Genomic DNA, 21,020 nt, shown 5'->3' with positions numbered 1-21,020 from the left:
AAGTATTTACAACAAAATTGACCGTCCACTCTGCCAAAACGACCGTTCGGGTCTGTGTACCCATTATCATATGCAATTTCTATCATTTTTGATATTTGTCTATTCGCTAGTAGCAACCCCGTCTTCTTCTATCCCTCTGAAATATCTAAATGTTGATTTATCTTCCACTTTTCTCTTATCTCATCGACCAATGTCATTTAATTTTTATTTAGTGCCCCACAACCAATCATCCACTATCTGCTATGATGTCATCCGGAGGATGACATATTATGCTTTTTAATTTAATAAAGAAGTTTTTACATTGGCTGCTGACGCTGATTTATAAGGTCGAGGTCAACGGCCTGGAGAATTACGCCAAGGCCGGCAAACGGGTGCTGATTATTTCCAACCATACGTCCTTTTTGGACCCGCTACTGTTAGGCGTTTTTTTTGCCGGATAAGATCACTTTCGCGATCAACACCCAAATTTCCCAACGCTGGTGGCTACGCCCTTTCCTGGGGCTGTCCCATGTGTTCCCGATGGACCCGACCCATCCTCTGTCGCTGAAAGCGCTGATTCATCATCTGCAGCATGAAACCAAAACCGTCATCTTTCCGGAAGGACGCATCACCGTAACCGGATCACTGATGAAAATCTACGACGGCACCGGCATGGTGGCCGACAAATCGGGCGCGACCATTCTGCCGGTACGCATCGACGGCGCCCAATACACGCATTTTTCCAAGCTGCGCAATATCGTCCGTTTGCGCCTGTTCCCGAAAATCACGCTACAGATTCTGCCGCCCACTCTGATCCATTCCGACGAAGGCTTGACCGGCAAATCGCGGCGCAAACACAGCGGCCATATCCTGGCCGACATCATGACCGACATGATGTTCGCGACCAGCCATTACCATCAAACCATTTTCGCGGCCCTGCTGGAGGCGCGTACGATATATGGCGGTAAACAGACGGTCGCCGAGGACCTGGAGCGCAAGCCGTTATCTTACGACACGCTGATCGCCCGCACGATCGCGATCGGCAACCTGCTGGAGAAAATCACCGTCCAGGACGAGCATGTCGGCGTCTTACTGCCCAATTCGACTAAAACCCTGAACGTCGTGCTGGGTCTGCAATTGCACGGCCGTGTCCCTGCCATGTTGAACTTTTCCACCGGCGTCGCCGGCATGGCCTCGGCCTGCCGCACCGCCGAAATCAAGACGGTGCTGACTTCGCGCCGCTTCGTCGAAATGGCCAAACTAAGCGACGACGCAGATGCCCTGGCGCAACAGGTAGAGCTGGTCTATCTGGAAGACCTGGCGCAATCGCTGTCGGTTACCGACAAACTGAAAGCGGCCCTGCAGAGCAAAACCGCCGATTTTTGGTACAAACACCACCGCTTCAGTCCGGACAGCGCCGCCGTGGTGTTGTTTACCTCCGGCTCGGAAGGCGAACCGAAAGGCGTGGTGCTATCGCATGCCAATATCCTTAGCAATCACAAACAGTTGAAGGCACGCATCAATTTCAATTCCCAGGACGTGGTCTTGAACTTTCTGCCGATGTTCCATTCCTTCGGCTTCACTGTCGGCACGATGCTGCCGGTGTTGAACGGCATGACCACATTCTTCTATCCGTCGCCGCTGCATTACAGCGTCATACCGGAAATCGCCTATGAAATCGGCGCCACCATCATGTTCGGCACCAACACCTTTTTCGCCGCTTATGCGAAAAAAGCCCATGCTTATGACTTCTACAACATGCGCTATGTCGTTGCCGGCGCGGAGAAACTGCAGGAGACTACGCGCCAGTTATGGATGGACAAATTCGGTATTCGCATCCTGGAAGGCTACGGCGCCACCGAAACCGCGCCGGTCACGTCGGTCAACACGCCGATGGACTACAAGGTCGGGACGGTCGGTCGTTTCATGCCGGACATGCTGCACAAGCTAGAACCGGTACCCGGAATCGAGCATGGCGGCAAATTGCATGTCGCCGGTCCCAACATCATGAAAGGCTATCTGCTGCCGGCTAATCCCGGCAAGCTAGTACCGCCGGAATCGATCTACGGCAAAGGCTGGTACGACACAGGTGACATCGTCGAGGTCGACGAAGACGGTTTCATTACGATCAAGGGTCGCAGCAAACGCTTTGCCAAAATCAGCGGCGAAATGGTGTCTTTGACCGCGGTCGAGCAACTGGCCGCCAAGGCATGGCCGGAGACGCATCACGCCGTTGTCGCTCTGCCCGACCCGAAAAAAGGCGAACAGCTGATTTTGTTGACCACGCAAAAAGACGCGAGCGTCAAACAACTGGCCGCGGCCGCTGAAGGCGTCGCGACGATCAACCTGCCGCGGAAAATTTTCGTCGTCGATTCGGTGCCGGTACTAGCGACCGGCAAAACCGATTACCAGGCGGCGACGGAATTGGCGGCGGAAAAGTTGAAATAACCTACGGAGGTCAACGCCATGCTTCATACCGAGAAAAAACTGGCTGTGCTGATCGACGCCGAAAACACCCAGTTATCGGCACTGGAAGCCATCATGACCGAATTGGCCAAATACGGCTATGTCATCGTCAAGCGGGCCTACGGCGACTGGGCTTCCTCCGGCCTAAAAAACTGGAAAAATACGCTGAACGAGCTGGCGATACAGCCCATACAACAGTTTTCCTACACCCAAGGCAAGAATTCCTCGGACGCGGCCATGATCATCGATGCGATGGATTTATTGTATTCCAACAAATTCAACGCCTTCGCGCTGATTTCCAGCGACAGTGATTTCACCAAACTGGCCACCCGCTTGAAGGAATCGCAAATCCATGTCTACGGCGTCGGCGAACGAAAAACGCCCATCGCCTTCCGCAATGCCTGCGACGATTTTCTTTATATCGATGTATTGAAGAGTTTGAGCAGCGGCGAAGAAGATAAACCGTCCACGACGACGCCACAGCCCGACCAGGACAGTTCCGAACAGCCGAGACCCTACAGCCGGCAACAACTGTGTCAGGACGCAAAGTTGATCAACGCCTTGCGCAACGCCGCCGAAGAATGCTCGGAAGACGACGGCTGGGCGGAGCTTGGCGTCTGCGGCAGTTTGATCAAACGTCAATTTCCGGATTTCGACTCGAGAAACTACGGTTACGCCAAACTTTCCACCCTGATCGAAACGACCAAGCTGTTCGATCTGAAAAAAGAAAAAATGCCGGACTCGAATCACATCAAGCTCTATTATCGAGACAAAAAGAAGCATGGCAAATAATCCGCCATACTCGCCGACAAACCGTCTCTTAGGCCTAACCACATGACCAAACATATCTACCCGTTGCTGATCGCGCAGTTTTTATCGGCCTTCGCCGATAACGCCATCCTGTTTACCGTGATCGCCCTGGTGATGCAGTCCACGCAGCTGCCCTCCTGGTACGTGCCGGCATTGCAAAGCGTGTTTCTGGTCGCGTTCGTGCTGCTAGCCCCGTGGGTGGGCGGATTCGCCGACCATCATGCCAAATCGCGGGTGTTGATCGTAGCCAACCTTATCAAGGCTTCCGGCGCAGGTTTACTGCTGATCGATGTCGAACCGCTGTTGGCCTATTGCCTGGTCGGCGCCGGCGCGGCCATTTACAGCCCGGCCAAATACGGCATCCTGCCGGAACTGGCCGGACACGACTTACTGGTCAAGGCTAACAGCTGGATCGAAGGCTCGACGATCTTGGCCATTCTGTTGGGCATGGTAGTGGGCGCCAAAGTCGCCGATCACTCGATCACTTGGGCGCTGTGCGGCACGATCGCCTTGTTTCTGATTTCGGCATTGGTGACATTATTGTTGCCGGTCCGCGTCAGCCTGAGCAAGCCACCCGGCTCGACGCTACTGCGTTTTTTCCGTCAGATCGGCCGGTTCTTCGATACGCCCCGCTCGCGATTTTCGATGCTCGGCGCTTCGTTATTCTGGGCTGCGGCGGCAACCATACGCGTCATCATCATCGCCTGGGCCCCGCTGGTATTGATGAGCAAAAACGCCAGCGAAATCGCCGAACTGACCTTGTTTCTGGCCATCGGCATCATCGTCGGCTCCGCGTTGGTGCCGCGTTTGATTCCGTTGGACCGCCTGCGCCGCGCCCGCCTACCCGCCTATTTGATGGGCTTGTTCATCATCGGCTTGAGCTTCACCGATGCCCTATGGCCGGCACGATTGGCCCTGTTCCTGATCGGCATGGCCGGCGGCATGTTCATCGTCCCAATCAATGCCGCCTTGCAGGATCTGGGTCAACACAGTATCGGCAGCGGCGGCGCCGTCGCCTTGCAAGGTTTCTTTCAGAACCTGACCATGTTGATCGCGGTCGGCTCCTATACCTACGCCTCGTCTCGCCATGCCGACCCTGTATTGGCGCTATTAACCCTTGGCATCCTGGTCATCATCGCCACTTTTCTGGTCTCGTGGCATTTGCCGGATAATAGCGAACCTTATCGCTTGCATAGGGAGAATTGATCCATCAACAAGCGGGGATATTGCTGAGACCAATGATGGATTTCACTGCGTTCTGCCCTACCTTGCCGGTCAATCGTGGCCCGCATGAAGCTTTTCGAAATATGAGGCATCGGGGACGCGAATATCCCGGATTCCGCTGCGCTGCATCCAGGCTACAAGTTATCTACAACTTTTCGCGTCATAATCGCCGTCGTTTTACGTCAATCCGCCTGCAAAGCGGCCGCCTTGCCCCGTTTCTCATCGACCCGCGCCAGCAACAACAGGCCGACAACGAAAAACATCAAGGTCGACAGCAAGGCCATGCGCTGGTCTCCCGCAGTCAGGTAATTGACCAGCCCGTAACTGACCGGACCGACGATCGCCGATAACCGGTTGACCAGTCCCCACAAGCCGAGAAACTCGCCGGAACGGTCGGGCGGCGTGAACTGGCTGACCAACGCCCTGCCGACCGCCTGGCTGGCGCCCATCGCCACGCCGATGATATTGCCGGCCAGCCACATCTGGCTGGATTCATTGGCGAAGAAGGCCGTCACGATGGCGATAATCCAAAGTACCAAGGTAATAGCCAATGTCGGCACCGAACCGAACCGGTCCTGCAGATGGCCGCAGATGAAGGCCCCCACCGCTGCGGTGACATTGACCACCATGATGAGGATAATCAATTCCTCGCGACCAAAGCCCATGACTTCTTGCGCATAGATGGCCGCCAGCACGACGACGGTGCTGACGCCGGACTGGTAGACGGCCAGCGTCAACAGGAAGCGGAATAAATCGCGAAAATGCAAGGCATGTCGAAAGGTATGGGCCAAGCGCTGAAAACCGATGCGAACATAGGATATGCCCGCCGTCTTGGGTTGCGACACGGCCCTCTCGCGCAGCCAGATAAAGGTCGGCAGCGCGGTCAGAGCAAAGATCGCCGCGGTAATCAATAGCGTGAAGGGAATGATTTCGCTATCGGGCCAGCCCTGCTGCCTACCCCAACCGATAAACCAGAGGCAGCAACCAAGCGTCAGCAACCCGCCGAAATAACCGACGCTCCAACCATATCCGGACATTCGACCCATGTTTTCCTTGGGCACCAATTCCGGCAGGAAGGCGGCAATCAGGTTCTCGCCGCCGGCGAACATAATGGCAGACAGCGTCACCAACAACATTGCCAGCCAAACATCCCCAGGACCGACCAGCGCCAGCAATCCGGTCGCCAGAACGCAACCGATACTGGAGATCAGTAAAAATGTTTTCTTACTGGCCCGATGGTCGGCCATCGCCCCGATCACCGGGCCGGCGAGCATGACGGTAAAATTGGCCAGGCCCACCGCCAGCGACCATAGCAAAGTCGCCATGCCCGCATTCTGCTGATCCAACGGCGCGGCGATCACGCCGACAAAATAGGCGCTGTATATAGTGGTCAATATTACGGTGGTATAGCCCGAGTTGGCGAAATCGTATAAGGCCCAGGCCAGCAGTTCCCGGCGCCCGGCCGGCGGCCAGGTATTGTGTTGTTTTGCGCGGGTCATCGACATGCCTGAACGAGTTATTGCCGCGCGTTTCCGGTCCAACCGGCGAGAAAATTTTTCACCAGCATCGTGACCACCTGCTCGATGTCGCTGACCCCGACCATGTCCAATTTTCCCGCCAGCGACAGCATGCAAACGCCATGTACGCCGCTCCACAAGGTGCGCGCCGCTAAGCTGGACTGTTCTCGGGGTTGTTGCGGCTCCAGTTGGCAAAAAAGGTTCTCGATGCGCTCGAACATTCGATTCACTTTTTCCTTGTACCAGTCCGGAATGTCGCCATTCTCCTGCTGGCACTGCTCGAATATCATGGTCCAGCGATTATAATTCCGCTTGGCGTACGATAAATAAGCCTTGGCCAGATCCAAAATGCACTGTTCGATGTTGTCGCCATCCGCCACTTGATCCAGTTCCCTGGTCAGATCGTCCAGCGTGCGTCCTTTAACATGCCGGATCAAATCCGCCATGTTGTCGAAAACCATGTAAATGCTGCCAACGGTATAGCCAATCTCCATGGCGATTTTTCTGACCTTAAGCGCCGGAAAACCGTCTTCCTCGACAATGTCTTCGGCCGCCTTTAACACCATTTCTTTGATTTCTTCCATGCTGTGTTGACTTCTTCTTGCCATTGTCCTGTTTTGCTACAATCCTAAAAAACGCTACCTTACACGACCTGAGGCTTGGAATCGAGAACAAATGCACAATGAATTACTTTCGGTTGTCGATCAAAACGACCGCATCATCGACCGCCGCCCTCGTACCGAAATACACGCTCAAGGGTTACGCCATCGCGCCGTCCATGTTCTTGTATTTAACGACGACGGCCTATTGTTTCTGCAAAAACGCTCCATGCTGAAAGATTTGAACAAAGGTTTGTGGGATACTTCGGTTGCAGGCCATGTCGATCTTGGAGAAGACTATGGCCCGTGCGCGCTGAGGGAAGCGCAAGAGGAACTCGGCGTCGACGTGGCGGAAACGCTGACGCCGCTGTTCAAACTGGAGGCGACGCCGCAACTCGGCATGGAGTTCGTCCAGGTTTACCGCTGCCTCCATAACGGTCCGTTCGTATTGGCCCCGGAGGAAATCGACGCAGGTAGCTGGTTCTCGCCGGATGAAATCAACCACCGAGTCGATGTAGACGACAGCACACTGACCGATACCTTTAAAACCATCTGGCGACACTATCAACGACTATGATTTCCAGACATCGATTACAGGATTTCTACAACGACCTATTGCAACCGCATTCCTACAGCGACTACGGCCCCAATGGCCTGCAAATTGAAGGCCGGGAACGGATCGGCAAAATCGCCTTCGCCGTGTCCGCCACCCGCGACTCGATTGAGCGGGCAATAGCGCAACAAGCCGATGCCTTGGTCGTTCACCACGGCCTGTTTTGGTCCTTTCATGGCGCGAAGCCGCTGACAGGCGCATTCGCCCGACGCGTGCGGCCGCTGGTGAAACACGACGTCAACTTGTTCGCCTATCATTTGCCCTTGGACGGTCATCCCGAAGTAGGCAATGCGGCGACCCTCGGCCGATTACTCGATTGCATCGAACAGCAACCATTCGGCGATTACAAGGGTTCCCCAACCGGCATCAAGGGACAGCTGAAAACACCGGTCTCGGCGGCCACTTTGGCGGAAAGGCTGGAACAGGTTCTGCACCATCCGGTCATACTTGCTTCCCCCGACAAGTATCAGACGATTACGAGCTTGGGTATTATTACCGGCGGCGCCAACGGCGAATGGAAAAGCGCTTATCAACAAAGGCTGGATGCTTACATTACCGGAGAAATCAGCGAACACGACTGGCACGATAGCCAGGAACACGGCGTGCACATGCTGGCGGGAGGTCACCATGCGACCGAACAGTTCGGCATTAAGGCATTATTGGAAAGGACGCAACAGCAACTGGATGTTGACTGTTTTTATATCGGCAGTGACAATCCTGCCTGAAAGGTTAGAAATCAATGGCGGAGCGGACGGGACTCGAACCCGCGACCCCCGGCGTGACAGGCCGGTATTCTAACCAACTGAACTACCGCTCCGTTAGTGAAGCGAGTATTATAAAGCACTTTTATCCCTGGTCAAGCATATTTTTATTCATGAAAACAGAAACGCATAAAATTACCGTTAACCCGAAAGCCTACGTCACCTCGATCTGGTTAATTCCGGAACAGTTCGACTCTATTTTGCTGATCGCGCCGGGGGCCGGCAAGGATATGCATTCCGATTTCATCAGCCACCTGCACGAAGGCATCGCCGAATACAACATCATGACGGTGAAATTCAATTTTCCTTATCTGGAACAAGGCAGGGCAGCTCCCAATACGCCCTCGGTGCTGGAAGACACTTGGTTGGCGGTGATCGATGCAGTAATGGCTCAAACCGGCTTCCCCAGGGAAAAGATCTTTTTATCGGGCAAGAGCATGGGAGGGCGTTACGCAACCTTGCTGGCCGCCAAAATGGACGGCTTCGCCGGTATCATACTTTACAGTTATCCGCTGCATGCCCCCGGCAAAACGCACAAGCCCCGCAGCGAAGACCTGAATTCGGTCCATTCGCCGATGGTATTTTTTCAAGGCAGCCGCGATTCACTGTGCGAACTGGACGTGTTTAGACCGATTCTCGACAACTTACCCACGCAACCGGAATTGAATGTCATCGAAGGGGGCGACCATTCCTTCAAGATGCTGAAACGCCTAAACCGGAGCGACGCCTCGATTCGCCAGGAATTGGTCGAAAAATCGGTCGAATGGATCAAGCGTCACCAATAACCTGTCCGCTTTGCCGCGGTTCGCAAACGCCTCCATTCCATCGCGATAAGCGGCGGAACTATCGCCGTTGTCTCGATTGCCAATTGGTCTTCGTGGCGGCCGAGCAGCATTTATCGGTCGACGAAGAGAAAGCGATTTACGATTTGCATGAAAACGATCCCGCCGATCCGGGTTATCGGCAATTCTTGTCACGCCTGGCAATTCCCCTTAGCCACCGCTTACCGCCCAATGCGACGGGCCTGGATTACGGTTGCGGTCCGGGCCCTGCCCTGGCGGCCCTGTTTAAAGAACGGGGTTTCGCCATGCAGATGTTCGATCCGCTGTATGCCGATGATCAGAAAGTATTGAAACAACGCTACGACTTTATCACCGCGACCGAGGTCGTCGAGCACTTCCGCAATCCGCATGATGAATTCGAGCGTCTTTTTTCATTATTGCACCCCCAAGGCTATCTCGGCGTCATGACCAAATTGGTCATCGACGCGGAAGCTTTCGCCCGTTGGCATTACAAAAACGATCCGACCCATATCAGTTTCTTCTCCATCCCCACCTTTCGCTGGCTGGCTGAAAAATACGGCTGCAAGATCAAGTTCTTGCAGCGCGACGTGGTAATTTTTCAAACTTCGTGAGATGAATCGTTGTATGCCATGCCGCCGCAACCGGCTTTCGCGAAATGTAAAGACTTCTCTCGATCTGCGGGATAATCTGCCATGAAAAAAACCTGGATCACCACATTTTTGCTCGTGTTCGCCTGGTCGGCCGTGCAGCCCAAGGACTATCTGACCTGGAGCATGGAAGTGGCCCCCGCCGTGATCGGTTTTTTAATCTTGATCGCCACCTATCGCTCATTTCCGTTAACGCGCCTGCTCTATGGCTTGATTCTATTGCACTGCATCGTATTGATGGTGGGCGGCCACTACACTTACGCCGAAGTGCCTGTCTTCGATCAGTTAAAAATGCTGTTGGGGTTCGAAAGAAATAATTACGACAAACTCGGCCATTTCCTGCAAGGCTTCGTTCCGGCCATCATTGCCCGGGAAATTCTAATCCGTAAGGCCGTGGTCAGATCCCCGGCTTGGCGCAACTTCTTCATCGTTTGCATTTGCCTTGCCGTTAGCGCGCTGTATGAATTGATCGAATGGGGCGCCGCCATCGCCATCGGCATCTCGGCGGAGGCATTTCTCGGAACCCAGGGTTATATTTGGGACACCCAGGCCGACATGGCTTTCGCGTTGACAGGCGCCATAACGGCCCTGCTGTTGCTGGGACGAATCCATGATTCACAACTGCAACGCTTCAAACCCTTTGCCGCCATGCCCAAATAAAAGGCATATCCACACACGTTTGGAAGATACTGCAGGTAACGCACCCTTGTAACTCATTCATAGGAGCCAGTCATGACAGAACAATTGAATTCCCCCGTCACCCGTCTTCTCGATGCGCATGCTATCGAGTACGGACTGATCGAGATCCCTCTGGACCCCGAGCGAAAGCCGGTGCGTTCGCTCGAACAACTAATGGCCGGCCTGGACCGCGATCCCGGCCAAATCGTCCGCAGTCTGTTATTCCGTTGCGGTTCCGGTCAGTTCGCGCTATTGGCCGTGGCCGGCGGCGGCCGGGCCGATTGGGGCGTGCTGCGCAAACAGCTGGACGAACGCCGCTTGACCATGGCGCAAGCCGACGAAGTGTTGCAAGCGACCGGCTATCCGATCGGCGCCGTGCCTCCCATCGCCCTGCCCGAGGCCGTTCGCGTGCTGGTGGACGAAACTGTTTTTGACCATGGCAAGGTCGTTATCGGCAGCGGCGTGCTGGGTTACGCGCTCGACGTGGCCGGCACCGATTTAAGAAAAGTTCTGGCGGACGCAGAAACCGGGCATTTCGTGAAGTTGTAGGAAGCGGGGTAAATGTACTCATCATTCCTGTACTCCCTTGGATAAATGCCGAAATTTGAAGTGCGAAGGGAATAGAAACATCGCACGAATCTTTGCGCCAAAATGATGCCGGCCTATTAATCGACAGCCTCTCGATTTCCACTCGTGCGCTATTATTAGAGAGATACCATGTTTGAAACCGGCCGAAGACATCGAACACAGGCTTACTTGCCACGGCACACCGTTAAGAAGGAGTTCAATATGAATCACGCAAGCGACAATCACGGCCCTGTCTATTCATACCGGGTCTGGGACCGTTCGGTCCGCTTGTTTCACTGGCTGAACGTTATCTGCGTCATCGGCTTGATCGGTGTCGGCTTGGTTATAATGAACAACAAAAGTTTTGGCGTCAGCGCCGACGGCAAAATACTGTTGAAAACCATCCATGTTTATTTCGGCTATGTGTTTGCCGCCAACCTGACATGGCGTATCGCCTGGGGCTTTATTGGCGGCCGTTTTTGCCGTTGGCCGGCCATTTTCCCATTCGGCAAGGGTTACCTCAATTCGTTAATTTCCTATCTAAAGGCCCTTAAAACCGGACGCCCCGTTCATTATGCGGGCCACAACCCCGTGGCAAGAATGATGGCGACGCTGCTGTTTTTATTGCTAATCGCGCAGGCGTCGACCGGCCTGATCCTGGCCGGCACGGACCTTTATTTTCCTCCCTTCGGCCAAGAAATGGCCGAATGGGTTGCCGGCGAGGATCGCGGCTTAGCAGCCGAATTGAAACCGGGTTCGAAAGAAGGTGTCGATCCTGTTGCCTATCAAGAAATGCGGGCGTTCAGAAAACCGTTTATCACTATCCATAATTACGCCTTTTATGTGCTATCGGCGGCAATATTGCTCCATATCATTGGCGTGGTTGTGACGGAAATCAAGGAGAAGAGCGGCTTGGTCTCGGCGATGTTTACCGGCAATAAGTTTTTTCACCAAAAGCCGCTCGATTGGGATGACGACGAAGCCTAATACATAACTGAAGAGTCAGTTCTTTCTCTCGACACAAATCAGCACATGAACCAGAATCAATATCGACAATTTCTCAACGATCCGGTGGCGTTTTTGAGTGCCGACCCAGAACTGCTGTACGGCTGACTCTACATACGCTAGCGTAATAGGATTATCTTATGAGCTCCGCCGCTGCGAAACTAACCCTATCAACGCAATTTGAACGTATCGAGCGGGGGCATATGTATGGATACCGGCTCGACCTTCCAAATATCGCGGCAATATTCGGCGATGGTCCGGTCGGCCGAAAACTTGCCGGAACGGGCGGTGTTAAGCAGCGACATCCTGTTCCAGCGCATTCTGTCCCGATAGGCGAGATCGACCTCCACCTGGCATGCGTAATAGGCATTGAAATCGGCAAACACCATAAAAGGATCGCTGAACAGCAAGTTGTCGGTCAGATCGCGGAACAAGCCCACATCTCCGTGGGAAAAGAAGCCGCTTCGAATCAGGTCGACCGCTTCCCTGAGAATGATATCGTTTTGGTAATAATCCCGCGGCGTATAACCAGAGTCCTTTAAACGCTGAACCTGCTCGGCGGTGTTGCCGAATAAAAAGAAGTTTTCCTCCCCCACTTCTTCCCTAATTTCGATATTGGCGCCGTCCAGCGTGCCTATCGTCAACGCCCCGTTCATCGCGAATTTCATATTGCCGGTGCCGGACGCTTCCTTGCCGGCCGTCGAAATCTGCTCGGAAAGATCGGCGGCCGGGTAGATCAATTGGCCGTTACTGACGTTGAAATTGGGCAAGAACACCACCTTGAGAAAATCTTTGGTTGCCGGATCTCGATTGACCACATGCGCGACCGAATTGATCAATTTAATGATCAGCTTGGCCAGGTGGTAACCCGGCGCCGCCTTCCCGGCGAAAATAAAGGTGCGGGGGTGATAGTCGAAATGCGGGTCCGATTTAAGGCGCTGATACAGCGCGATAATGTACAAAATATTCAAATGCTGGCGCTTGTATTCATGGATGCGTTTGACCTGCACATCGAAAATCGAGTCCGGATCGACCCCCACCATGGTGCGTTCGTACAATTTTAGTGCGAAATCATGCTTGTTGAGGCGTTTGGCATCATGCCAGATTTCCAGGAAATTGCTGTCGTCCGCCTTGTCCTCCAGCCGTTTCAATTGGCTCAAATCGCCGATCCATCTCTCGTCGCCTATCGCATCGCTGATCAACCGGCTAAGCCGTGGATTACACAAGGCCAGCCATCGCCTGGGCGTAACGCCGTTGGTCTTGTTGCTGAATTTTTCCGGCCAGAAGCGGTAAAAATCGGCCAAGACATCGCTTTTCAGCAACTCCGTATGCAATGCCGCCACGCCGTTGATGGCATGGCTGCCGACGCAAGCCAAATTGGCCATGCGCACTTGGCGTCCGCCCCACTCGCCGATCAGGGACAAACGCGCCACTTGTTCGGTATCGTATAAACATTGGGGCCGAACCCGTTCGAGAAAGCGGTCGTTGATCTCATAAATGATCTCCATCAAGCGCGGCAACAAGTTCTGAAATAAATCGACAGGCCAGCATTCCAGGGCCTCCGGCAACAGCGTGTGGTTGGTGTAGCCGAAGGTGTTTTGCGTGACATGCCAGGCGATATCCCAAGGCACTTCATGCTCGTCCAGCAACAAGCGCATCAATTCGGCAATGGCGATGGCCGGGTGGGTGTCGTTCAGTTGCACGGCGAATTTTTCATGAAAATGCTCCAGCCCTACCCGTTGCACCTTCATGATCCGCAGCATGTCCTGCAGGGAACAGGAAACGAAGAAATACTGTTGCTGCAAGCGCAATTGCTTTCCTTGCAAGGGTCCATCGTTAGGATAGAGCACCTTGGTCAGGTTCTCCGAAGCGACTTTTTCCTCCACCGCTCCGTAGTAGTCGCCCTCATTGAAACGACCGAAATTGAACGACTCCGGCGCCACCGACTGCCATAAGCGCAAAGTATTGGCGGTATTGTTCTTATAGCCGAGGATCGGGGTGTCGTAGGGAATGCCCTTGACTTGCCAACCGGGCACCCAACGCACGCTGAACTCTCCGTTTTCCTTTTCCAGCCTTTCCGTATAACCGCCGAACTTGATATCCACGGCCCATTCGGGGCGAACGATCTCCCAGGGATTGCCTTTCAGCAACCATTTATCGGTTTTCTCCACCTGCCAGCCGTCGATAATGACCTGTTCGAAAATACCGAATTCGTAGCGTATGCCATAGCCGATCGACGGTATCTCCATGGCCGCCATGGAATCGAGGAAACAGGCCGCCAACCGGCCCAAGCCGCCATTCCCCAAACCGGGTTCCGGCTCCTCAAGCAACAGCTCGTCCAGGTTCAGGCCCAGTTCCAGCATCGCCTTGCGCACTACATCGGTGACGCCAAGGTTCAACAAATTCAGCGCCAGATGCGGTCCCATCAAAAATTCGGCCGACAGATAGGCAACGGTTCTGGAATGTTTTTCGGTATATTCGGAGGCCGTTCCTACCCAACGCGCCATCAGCATATCGCGCACGGTATAGGACAGTGCCATGTAATAGTCGAATGTACTGGCCAGCGCCGGGAATTTCCCCTGTACATTGGCCAGGTTGCGAAAAAAACTCCTTTTCACTTCTTCCGTCGTCAGTTGTAAGTTTGTCTGCGCCATAAAGTTGCGACCTCGGTGATTAATTTAACGACTAAGTAAGTTCAGTCACCATTACACGAAGCAATATTAATGCCTCATTGCTTACTTCCTTCTCAGTCAATTCATGGTCCCGGCTTTAATCTGGGCTTACATGATTTACGCACTGCATTGGCCAAGCCTGGGCAATCTCTGTATAGCGCTCGCACTGGGTAGCGAATTGACTCGAACCATCTGCACGGCGTGTCAATTATTTAAGAGGAAGTTTATTTATTTTGAAGTACTCGCCCATCTAATGTACGACATCGCGGGCAAGCGCCTATTAGAAGTGGGCTGCCCTTGGCAAGCCCGTTGCTAAACCATCGTTCGGCCAATATTAACGCGACAGATTACCATGCGGAGGCAGAGGCTTTTCTGATGGAAAACACCGACTATCTGACTCGGCGGTTTCGGGGCCGGATTCTGCGCTATCGGCGGTCGTCTTAGCTAAAAACATTGACTAAAACGCGAATTCTCAAGCCGAAAATTCGGCAATAGAATCATTGTCAGAACTCGCCTACGGCCATAATTATGCTATTCTATTCCAACTTTAATTTAGAAGCAGAAGTCATGAAAGCTCTGTTATCGATTGTTACCATCGCCGGAATCATCGTGCTCTACTTTATGGGGGTCGCGTTCCATATCAATTTTTTTAATACTGAAATGTTGATTCACAATGCCATCCACTTTTTCGCCGGTTTTTTCCTGCTAGGCACCTGGGTTTGGTACAAGCACCAGCTTAAATTCAAGACAGCCTTATATACCATCCTTATCCTGATGGCCTTAGATTACCTGGTAGATTTCATCCGCGATGTCAATAACTTCAATCTGCAAATGATGATTTATGATGTGTTTATTGTGTTTTGGGGCGCAGTCATCGGTTATTTGTTCAGGCGTGGTTTGAAAAAAAACAGATTCGAAAACCGGCTTGAGGGCTGAACTAGCGAAACCGTCAATCACATTGTCTATCCAACTTTTTCCTTCCGACAAAGTCTGCACTAAAAATAAAACCTCAGTAGAATATGGCACTAAGTAGTCATTATCCGAGGGATTAAGCATTGGAAAATTTCACACCCTATTCCGCCCTGTTGGGCGGTTCGCTAATCGGCCTCAGCGCCGCTATTCTTTTACTTTTCAACGGCCGCATCGCCGGCATCAGCAGCATCATGAACGGCGTTTTCAAATCGCCCAAGCATGAAGTCAGCTGGCGTTCGGCATTCCTGGCCGGTTTGGTACTCGGCGCCTTGTTGTTTCAGTGGATCGCGCCCGGCTTCATCACACCCCGCCAAGAGTATCCATTAGGGTTGGTGGCGATCGGCGGTTTTCTGGTCGGCGTCGGCACCCGCCTCGGCAGCGGTTGCACCAGCGGCCATGGCATCTGCGGCATCGCCAACCTGTCGCTACGCTCGATTTATGCCACGCTTACCTTCATGGCGACCGGCTTCATCACTGTTTTCTTGATCAGACACGTATTTTCACTGACATGAGTAAAATCATCATTGCCCTGCTTTGCGGGGTTATTTTCGGCCTGGGCCTGTCGTTGTCGCAAATGGTGAATCCGAACAAGGTGCTCGCCTTTTTAGACATCAGCGGCAACTGGGACCCGAGTCTGGCCTTCGTCATGATGGGGGCGCTGGCGGTCGCGCTTCCAGCGTTCCGCTTCATCCAAAAACGGCGGCAGCCCGTGTTCGAAGACGGCTTTCACGTCACCCATAAAACCGCGATCGACAAGCCATTGTTGTCCGGCGCCGCCATCTTCGGCATCGGCTGGGGCATGAGCGGTTATTGTCCGGGACCGGCAGTGACCAGCCTTGGCTTCGGTTCGATGGAAGGCCTGGTCATGGTTGCGGGAATTTATGCCGGTTTTTTCGCCGAACGCTTTTTTGCTAAAAAATAGGCAGATTAAAGCGCAGCGCCCCATCTTTCATGAGTTATGCTTGAGCCATCGCTGCCCGACAGGGAACAAATCTACAGCGTCACCGAACTGAACCGCGCCACCAAGCGCTTACTGGCCGAATATTTCGCGACGATACGGGTCGAAGGGGAAATTTCCAACCTCAGCACGCCATCGTCCGGGCATATTTACTTTACGCTGAAGGACGCCAATGCCCAGGTGCGTTGCGCGATGTTCCGCATGAACCTGCGCCGAGTGCGTTTTCGGCCCGAAAACGGCAAACAGGTGGTCGTCACGGCCCAGGTCGGCCTGTACGAACCGCGCGGCGATTATCAATTGATCGTCGAGGCGATGGAAGAAGCCGGCTCCGGCGCCCTGCAGCAAGCTTTCGAACGTTTAAAGAACAAATTGCTGGCGGAAGGACTGTTCGAGGCATCGCGTAAACAAGCCATTCCGAGCCTGCCCTCCCGGATCGGTCTCATCACGTCGTCCACCGGCGCCGCGATTCATGACATTTTGACGGTGTTGAAACGGCGCTTTCCGGCCGTTCCGGTCATTCTCTACCCGGTCGCGGTCCAGGGCGACAGCGCCAGGCACGAAATCGTCCGGGCGCTAGAAACGGCGAACCAACGACAAGAGATAGACGTGCTGATCCTCGCCCGCGGCGGCGGATCGCTGGAGGACCTGTGGGCTTTTAACGAGGAGATCGTCGCCCGGGCGATCGCGGCCAGCGAGATACCGGTCATTTCCGGCGTCGGTCACGAAGTCGATTTCACCATCGCCGATTTCGTCGCCGACCTGCGCGCTCCCACCCCCTCCGCCGCGGCGGAACACGCCGTGCCAGATCAACAAGAATGGATCAACACATTTCGCGCCTACGAGCTACAACTGCAACAATTGATCCGGCGAAAATTGACGCAACAGCGGCAAACGCTGGATTGGCTGCAGCGCGCATTGCAACTGCAACATCCCGGTCAACAATTGCAACGCAACGCACAACGCCTGGATGAACTGGAGAATCGCTTGCGCATGGCCATGCAAGTTCGAATCAGTCAAAACAAAGTGCGGCTGGAATCGAAAGCCCAGACATTGTATCGGCACAATCCGGCCGATAAAATCGGTTATCATCGGCAAAAATTACATTATTTCGAAAAACAGCTGCAACGCGCCATGTTGGGAAAGTTGGAGCAACTGAAGCGCCAGCAAACCGCTCTTACTCAAACGCTGCATGCCGTCAGTCCGCTGGCGACACTGGAACGCGGCTATGCGATCGTCACCGATTCCGGCAGCGGCGAAATCATCAAATCCAGTCATCAGCTTAATTCGGATTCCGTATTGGAAACCCGCTTGAGCCATGGCCGCTTCACCAGCCGAGTCAAGGAGATCAAACATGATGAATAAAATATTGTTTCTATTACTTCTCCCCATCGCTGCGTGGGCGGGCAAATTGCCGGAGCAACTGGCCGTCCCCGGCGGCATCGTCAAGATTGGCGTGGGCGAAGGCCATACGAACGCCCCCAAGGTTTTCTATGACGGTAAGCGCGTCTTGGTCACTAAAGATGAGCAAAGCTGGCTGGCGCTAGTCGGTGTGCCATTATCGGCGAAACCGGGCCAACACAGCCTCCAGGTTATCGGCAATAACGAGGAACGGAATCTCAAATTCAACATCGCCGACAAAGAATATCCGGCGCAGCACTTGACCATCACCAAAAAACGCATGGTGACCGGCTTCACCGAAGCAGACCTAAAACGCATCGAAGCCGATAAGATCGAAATGACCAAGGCCAAGGCGGTATGGAGCGAAGGGCCGATCGATGCCGATTTCGTCGCCCCGGTGGACGGCCGCTTGAGCAGTCTGTTCGGCTTGAAACGTTACTTCAACGAGATTCCGAAAAATCCGCACAACGGTCTGGACATCGCCGCGCCAACCGGCACGCCCATCCTCGCACCGGCCTCCGGCAAGGTAATCAATACCGGCAATTATTATTTCAACGGCAATACCGTTTTTCTCGACCACGGTCAAGGCCTGCTCAGCGCGTACTTACATATGAACGAAATCACTGTCAAACCCGGCGATGTCGTTAAACAAGGCGACCCACTGGGTACGGTCGGCGAAACCGGCCGCGTCACCGGCCCGCACCTACACTGGATCGTCTATCTGAACCATACCCCGGTCGATCCTGCATTATTCATCTCGCAAGATATCGTCAGGCTGGATGCGAGAAACAAGAAATAAAAGCACACCGGCCGAGTATTGGCTCAAAGCCCGGCCCAACATTTAAGAACCGGTCTTATCAAAAGGTAGAGTAGAGAACAGGGTTCCGCTTTCCACAGGCTTGGCCTATCCGTTTCCGCCTCTTTCGTCCGGCGGTGCCTCAATAGCCTTGCCATAGTCAGCTTCTCCTGCCCTCCCTCATCAAACCGTGCGTGCGGTTTTCCCGCACACGGCTTTCCGATGTTCTTCACACCAGGGCATGCACCTTCTTCCAGCCCGCCGTTGTCGGAACTTTGTATAGCCCATATTTCGTATAAAGCTGCTGACTGGGAAAGCGGCCTAAACCAGCCCCCCGGTCCTTTACCTTGTGGCGTTTCATCAGGTGTGTTCGCATACGCTCTTCTGTATGCCATTTTACCCTCTCCAGCGCTTGACTGGAGTTACCATAATGAAAGTAGTTCACCCAGCCACGAAGCACGCTATTCACACTGCCTATAACATGCTCAAGTGGTATCGGTGTCCGTTCTCTCGCGGTCAATTGCGTTATACGATCTTTTATTTTCGCCAACGATTTTGGAGACGGGCTCCTATGCGTATAAGACTTGCCCGTTTTCCAACTTTTGCCGACCCTAATTTTAAAACCCAGTAAGTTAAAAGGCTCGTTTCTGGCATCGACAATGTGCGTCTTGGTCTCATTTAACGTGAGATCCAGTCGCTCTAGTACATGCTTTACCGTTGCCAAGGGCATATCTGCTTTGCCCCGACACATCACCACAAAATCATCTGCATATCGGATAATCCGTGCTTGCAATTTCCAGCACAAATGATGCCGTTCCCATATCCGGTCGAGTACATGCAAGTAGCAGTTCGCCAGCAAAGGTGAAATGACGCCACCTTGCGGCGTTCCCAAGCTATTGCCTTTGCCACCACCTACGTTCCTTTTGACACCATCCTTGTCCTCACTAATCACCGGGGTTTTCAGCCATTGCTTAATGAGATGCAGAACCGCACCATCAACGATGCGTTCGGCTACCACAGCCATCAGTTTGGCGTGAGGTATACTATCGAAGTATTTCGACAGGTCTGCATCAATAACGCAGGTATAACCCTGATGGAGTGCATTCGTTATCTCATCCACCGCATCATGGGCGGATTTCTTCGGCCTAAATCCATAGGAGTTCGGGCAAAAGTCCGCTTCGAATATAGGTTCGATAATCAGTTTCACTGCCATTTGGGCCACACGATCACGGATCGTCGGAATTCCCAACGGACGCATAGTGCCATCCGCCTTCGGAATCATGACGCGCCGTACCGGATTCGGACGGTAGGTCTTGTCTTTCAGGTCCTGAGCCAGTTCCAGCAAGAACTTATCTATCCCAGTCTTCTGCTCTATGTCCTCAAAATTCATCCCGTCGATTCCAGGACTTCCTTTGTTGGCCCGGACAAGACGGTAGGCAAACAGGAGGATGTCTTCCCGCCACATCTTGTCATATAGTGCATAGAAGCGATAGGCCGGTGCTTGCTTGGCCTTGATGTAGAGCTTCCTCTGTAGTGTCCTGAGATTTTCCGGAGTTTCTAGCATTTCGCAATCTCCTGTCCTTCCACTCTTCGGTTGCGTGAACAAAGTAGGGTTCCTTCTCTCAACCGGGGTTATGTTGTCCCTCGGCCTTAGACGATACTATGAACCCCTCCGACTCCCGTTACAGTCCGGTGCGATTTCGTTTCCTTATACGCCCCAGTCGATGGCCTCCCCACCACTGCAACGGGTCTCCAGCACTGGGCAATAAATCTTCGAGAACATGCCGACCCTGCTACCCCGGGAGTCGATAAATGCCACTTCCGTTATTTCAGCACCTATCCAACGGCCTTCCCCTTCTGACCACAGGGTCAGCTTCTCCACTTCGTTTACGAGGCTACTCATAGGTTCACTTACGTTACGGCCTACTCTCTTGCTGTTTGGAAACTCACGACCCCGTGTTACCACAGCGCCGCTTCCTCATACTACCGGGGCGTACGGACAATTCCCCGGACGGGACTTTAACCCGCTAGATTTATTGCTATTACTGCGAACGGTCAGTCTCGATTGGATGTTGTCTAACGTAAAATCAGGAGCCTGCGTCCACTCTGTAGCCGTTATCGAAGGAGATCAAGGCCTTTCTCGTAACCAAGCCCAAGCGGCCTCTTCGTCGGATATATCGAAGTATTTTACGGTTGCTTGAGTAAACGGTTTGCATAAACGAGCCATCCATTCTTCCCATTGCTTATCGCCGACCAGCGCGATGCGGTCAAAATCGGAGTAGTGTTGGACGCCAAACTTTAGATCGTCCCAGGCGGCATTCAGGTCCCAACCATGGAAGTCTTCGAATTTCGCGAGGAGAGATACTTCGCCTTCGGCCTTCGCAAGCGTTTTTTCGACAACTGGAATGAAGGCCTGATAGTCCTCATCGTGCAATGTACCGGTCAACTTGAAACCCAGAATTTTGGGAGAATCGTTCGGGATGAGCTCGATCATGCTACTTGCCTCATCAGTTTAAAGATAACTCATGAAAATATAATTTGAACCCAAAAGGGTT

The 21,020-nt window shown here is 53.4% G+C and carries 19 protein-coding genes, 1 tRNA gene and 1 pseudogene; 15 read left to right on the top strand and 6 right to left on the bottom strand.

Translation table 11 applies throughout. From position 1 onward, the window contains the following. Positions 1–269 precede the first annotated feature (269 nt). The 3 genes and pseudogenes from EP25_RS22165 to lplT all read left to right on the top strand — a co-directional run bounded on the left by EP25_RS22165 (position 270) and on the right by lplT (position 4,461). Positions 270–2,427: pseudogene (locus EP25_RS22165) on the top strand (AMP-binding protein). Positions 2,428–2,445: 18 nt separating this feature from the next. Further along, a complete protein-coding gene (locus EP25_RS0118445) occupies positions 2,446–3,237 on the top strand; it encodes an NYN domain-containing protein (RefSeq protein ID WP_031435233.1) in 792 nt (263 codons plus the stop codon). 42 nt (positions 3,238–3,279) lie between these two features. After that, the gene (gene lplT / locus EP25_RS0118440; RefSeq protein ID WP_031435232.1) at positions 3,280–4,461 is read left to right on the top strand and encodes a lysophospholipid transporter LplT; all 1,182 of its coding nucleotides are present in this window, start codon (positions 3,280–3,282) and stop codon (positions 4,459–4,461) included. Positions 4,462–4,661: 200 nt separating this feature from the next. On the opposite strand, the gene EP25_RS0118435 is transcribed toward lplT, so the two are convergent. Both EP25_RS0118435 and EP25_RS0118430 read right to left on the bottom strand, forming a co-directional pair. Further along, positions 4,662–5,978 carry an MFS transporter gene (locus tag EP25_RS0118435; RefSeq protein WP_031435231.1) on the bottom strand — a complete coding sequence of 439 codons (1,317 nt, stop codon included), beginning with the start codon at positions 5,976–5,978 and terminating at the stop codon, positions 4,662–4,664. A 17-nt stretch (positions 5,979–5,995) separates the two neighbouring features. Then, positions 5,996–6,604 carry a TetR/AcrR family transcriptional regulator gene (locus tag EP25_RS0118430; RefSeq protein ID WP_031435230.1) on the bottom strand — a complete coding sequence of 203 codons (609 nt, stop codon included), beginning with the start codon at positions 6,602–6,604 and terminating at the stop codon, positions 5,996–5,998. Positions 6,605–6,671: 67 nt separating this feature from the next. Between EP25_RS0118430 and EP25_RS0118425 the strand changes: the two genes are divergently transcribed. Beyond that, positions 6,672–7,172 carry an NUDIX hydrolase gene (locus EP25_RS0118425; protein WP_031435229.1) on the top strand — a complete coding sequence of 167 codons (501 nt, stop codon included), beginning with the start codon at positions 6,672–6,674 and terminating at the stop codon, positions 7,170–7,172. Beyond that, complete coding sequence (locus tag EP25_RS0118420) at positions 7,169–7,933, top strand: Nif3-like dinuclear metal center hexameric protein (protein ID WP_031435228.1); 765 nt, start codon at positions 7,169–7,171, stop codon at positions 7,931–7,933. The genes EP25_RS0118425 and EP25_RS0118420 overlap by 4 nt, the downstream gene beginning before the upstream one ends. 15 nt (positions 7,934–7,948) lie before the next feature. Here the strand turns inward: EP25_RS0118420 and EP25_RS0118415 are convergent. After that, positions 7,949–8,025 (bottom strand) — tRNA-Asp (locus tag EP25_RS0118415). Between the two features lie 57 nt (positions 8,026–8,082). Here EP25_RS0118415 and EP25_RS0118410 point away from each other — a divergent pair. The 5 genes from EP25_RS0118410 to EP25_RS0118390 all read left to right on the top strand — a co-directional run bounded on the left by EP25_RS0118410 (position 8,083) and on the right by EP25_RS0118390 (position 11,651). After that, positions 8,083–8,754, top strand: a complete 672-nt coding sequence (locus EP25_RS0118410) for an alpha/beta hydrolase family protein (protein ID WP_031435227.1) — start codon at positions 8,083–8,085, stop codon at positions 8,752–8,754. Beyond that, positions 8,733–9,383 carry a class I SAM-dependent methyltransferase gene (locus tag EP25_RS0118405; RefSeq protein WP_031435226.1) on the top strand — a complete coding sequence of 217 codons (651 nt, stop codon included), beginning with the start codon at positions 8,733–8,735 and terminating at the stop codon, positions 9,381–9,383. Before EP25_RS0118410 ends, EP25_RS0118405 begins: the two co-directional genes overlap by 22 nt. 81 nt (positions 9,384–9,464) lie before the next feature. After that, the gene (locus EP25_RS0118400; protein ID WP_031435225.1) at positions 9,465–10,079 is read left to right on the top strand and encodes a DUF2238 domain-containing protein; all 615 of its coding nucleotides are present in this window, start codon (positions 9,465–9,467) and stop codon (positions 10,077–10,079) included. 72 nt (positions 10,080–10,151) lie between these two features. Further along, positions 10,152–10,646: an aminoacyl-tRNA deacylase gene (locus tag EP25_RS0118395; RefSeq protein WP_031435224.1), complete on the top strand. Its 495-nt coding sequence runs from the start codon at positions 10,152–10,154 to the stop codon at positions 10,644–10,646. 240 nt (positions 10,647–10,886) lie between these two features. Then, positions 10,887–11,651: a cytochrome b/b6 domain-containing protein gene (locus EP25_RS0118390; protein ID WP_031435223.1), complete on the top strand. Its 765-nt coding sequence runs from the start codon at positions 10,887–10,889 to the stop codon at positions 11,649–11,651. 188 nt (positions 11,652–11,839) lie between these two features. Here EP25_RS0118390 and EP25_RS0118380 read toward each other — a convergent pair whose 3' ends face one another. Further along, a complete protein-coding gene (locus tag EP25_RS0118380) occupies positions 11,840–14,323 on the bottom strand; it encodes a glycogen/starch/alpha-glucan phosphorylase (protein ID WP_031435222.1) in 2,484 nt (827 codons plus the stop codon). A gap of 585 nt (positions 14,324–14,908) precedes the next feature. Between EP25_RS0118380 and EP25_RS0118370 the strand changes: the two genes are divergently transcribed. The 5 genes from EP25_RS0118370 (at position 14,909) to EP25_RS0118350 (ending at position 18,468) form a co-directional block, all read left to right on the top strand. Next, positions 14,909–15,277 carry a hypothetical protein gene (locus tag EP25_RS0118370; RefSeq protein ID WP_036300756.1) on the top strand — a complete coding sequence of 123 codons (369 nt, stop codon included), beginning with the start codon at positions 14,909–14,911 and terminating at the stop codon, positions 15,275–15,277. A gap of 119 nt (positions 15,278–15,396) precedes the next feature. Further along, positions 15,397–15,825, top strand: coding sequence for a YeeE/YedE family protein (locus tag EP25_RS0118365; RefSeq protein WP_031435219.1), 429 nt, complete (start codon positions 15,397–15,399; stop codon positions 15,823–15,825). After that, positions 15,822–16,235, top strand: coding sequence for a DUF6691 family protein (locus EP25_RS0118360; RefSeq protein WP_031435218.1), 414 nt, complete (start codon positions 15,822–15,824; stop codon positions 16,233–16,235). The genes EP25_RS0118365 and EP25_RS0118360 overlap by 4 nt, the downstream gene beginning before the upstream one ends. A 36-nt stretch (positions 16,236–16,271) precedes the next feature. After that, positions 16,272–17,633, top strand: coding sequence for an exodeoxyribonuclease VII large subunit (gene xseA, locus EP25_RS0118355; RefSeq protein WP_031435217.1), 1,362 nt, complete (start codon positions 16,272–16,274; stop codon positions 17,631–17,633). Then, positions 17,623–18,468, top strand: coding sequence for a peptidoglycan DD-metalloendopeptidase family protein (locus EP25_RS0118350; protein WP_152555680.1), 846 nt, complete (start codon positions 17,623–17,625; stop codon positions 18,466–18,468). The genes xseA and EP25_RS0118350 overlap by 11 nt, the downstream gene beginning before the upstream one ends. 226 nt (positions 18,469–18,694) lie before the next feature. On the opposite strand, the gene ltrA is transcribed toward EP25_RS0118350, so the two are convergent. Continuing rightward, positions 18,695–20,029, bottom strand: coding sequence for a group II intron reverse transcriptase/maturase (ltrA, locus tag EP25_RS0118345; RefSeq protein ID WP_031435215.1), 1,335 nt, complete (start codon positions 20,027–20,029; stop codon positions 18,695–18,697). 564 nt (positions 20,030–20,593) lie between these two features. Further along, entirely contained in the window at positions 20,594–20,959 is a 366-nt protein-coding gene (locus EP25_RS0118335) for a SpoIIAA family protein (RefSeq protein WP_031435213.1), read from the bottom strand. Positions 20,960–21,020 lie beyond the last annotated feature (61 nt).

The sequence above is a fragment of the Methylomarinum vadi genome, assembly GCF_000733935.1.
GTDB lineage: Bacteria > Pseudomonadota > Gammaproteobacteria > Methylococcales > Methylomonadaceae > Methylomarinum > Methylomarinum vadi.
Note: the sequence above shows the minus strand (reverse complement) of the source record. Positions and strands in the feature narration are given on the sequence as shown.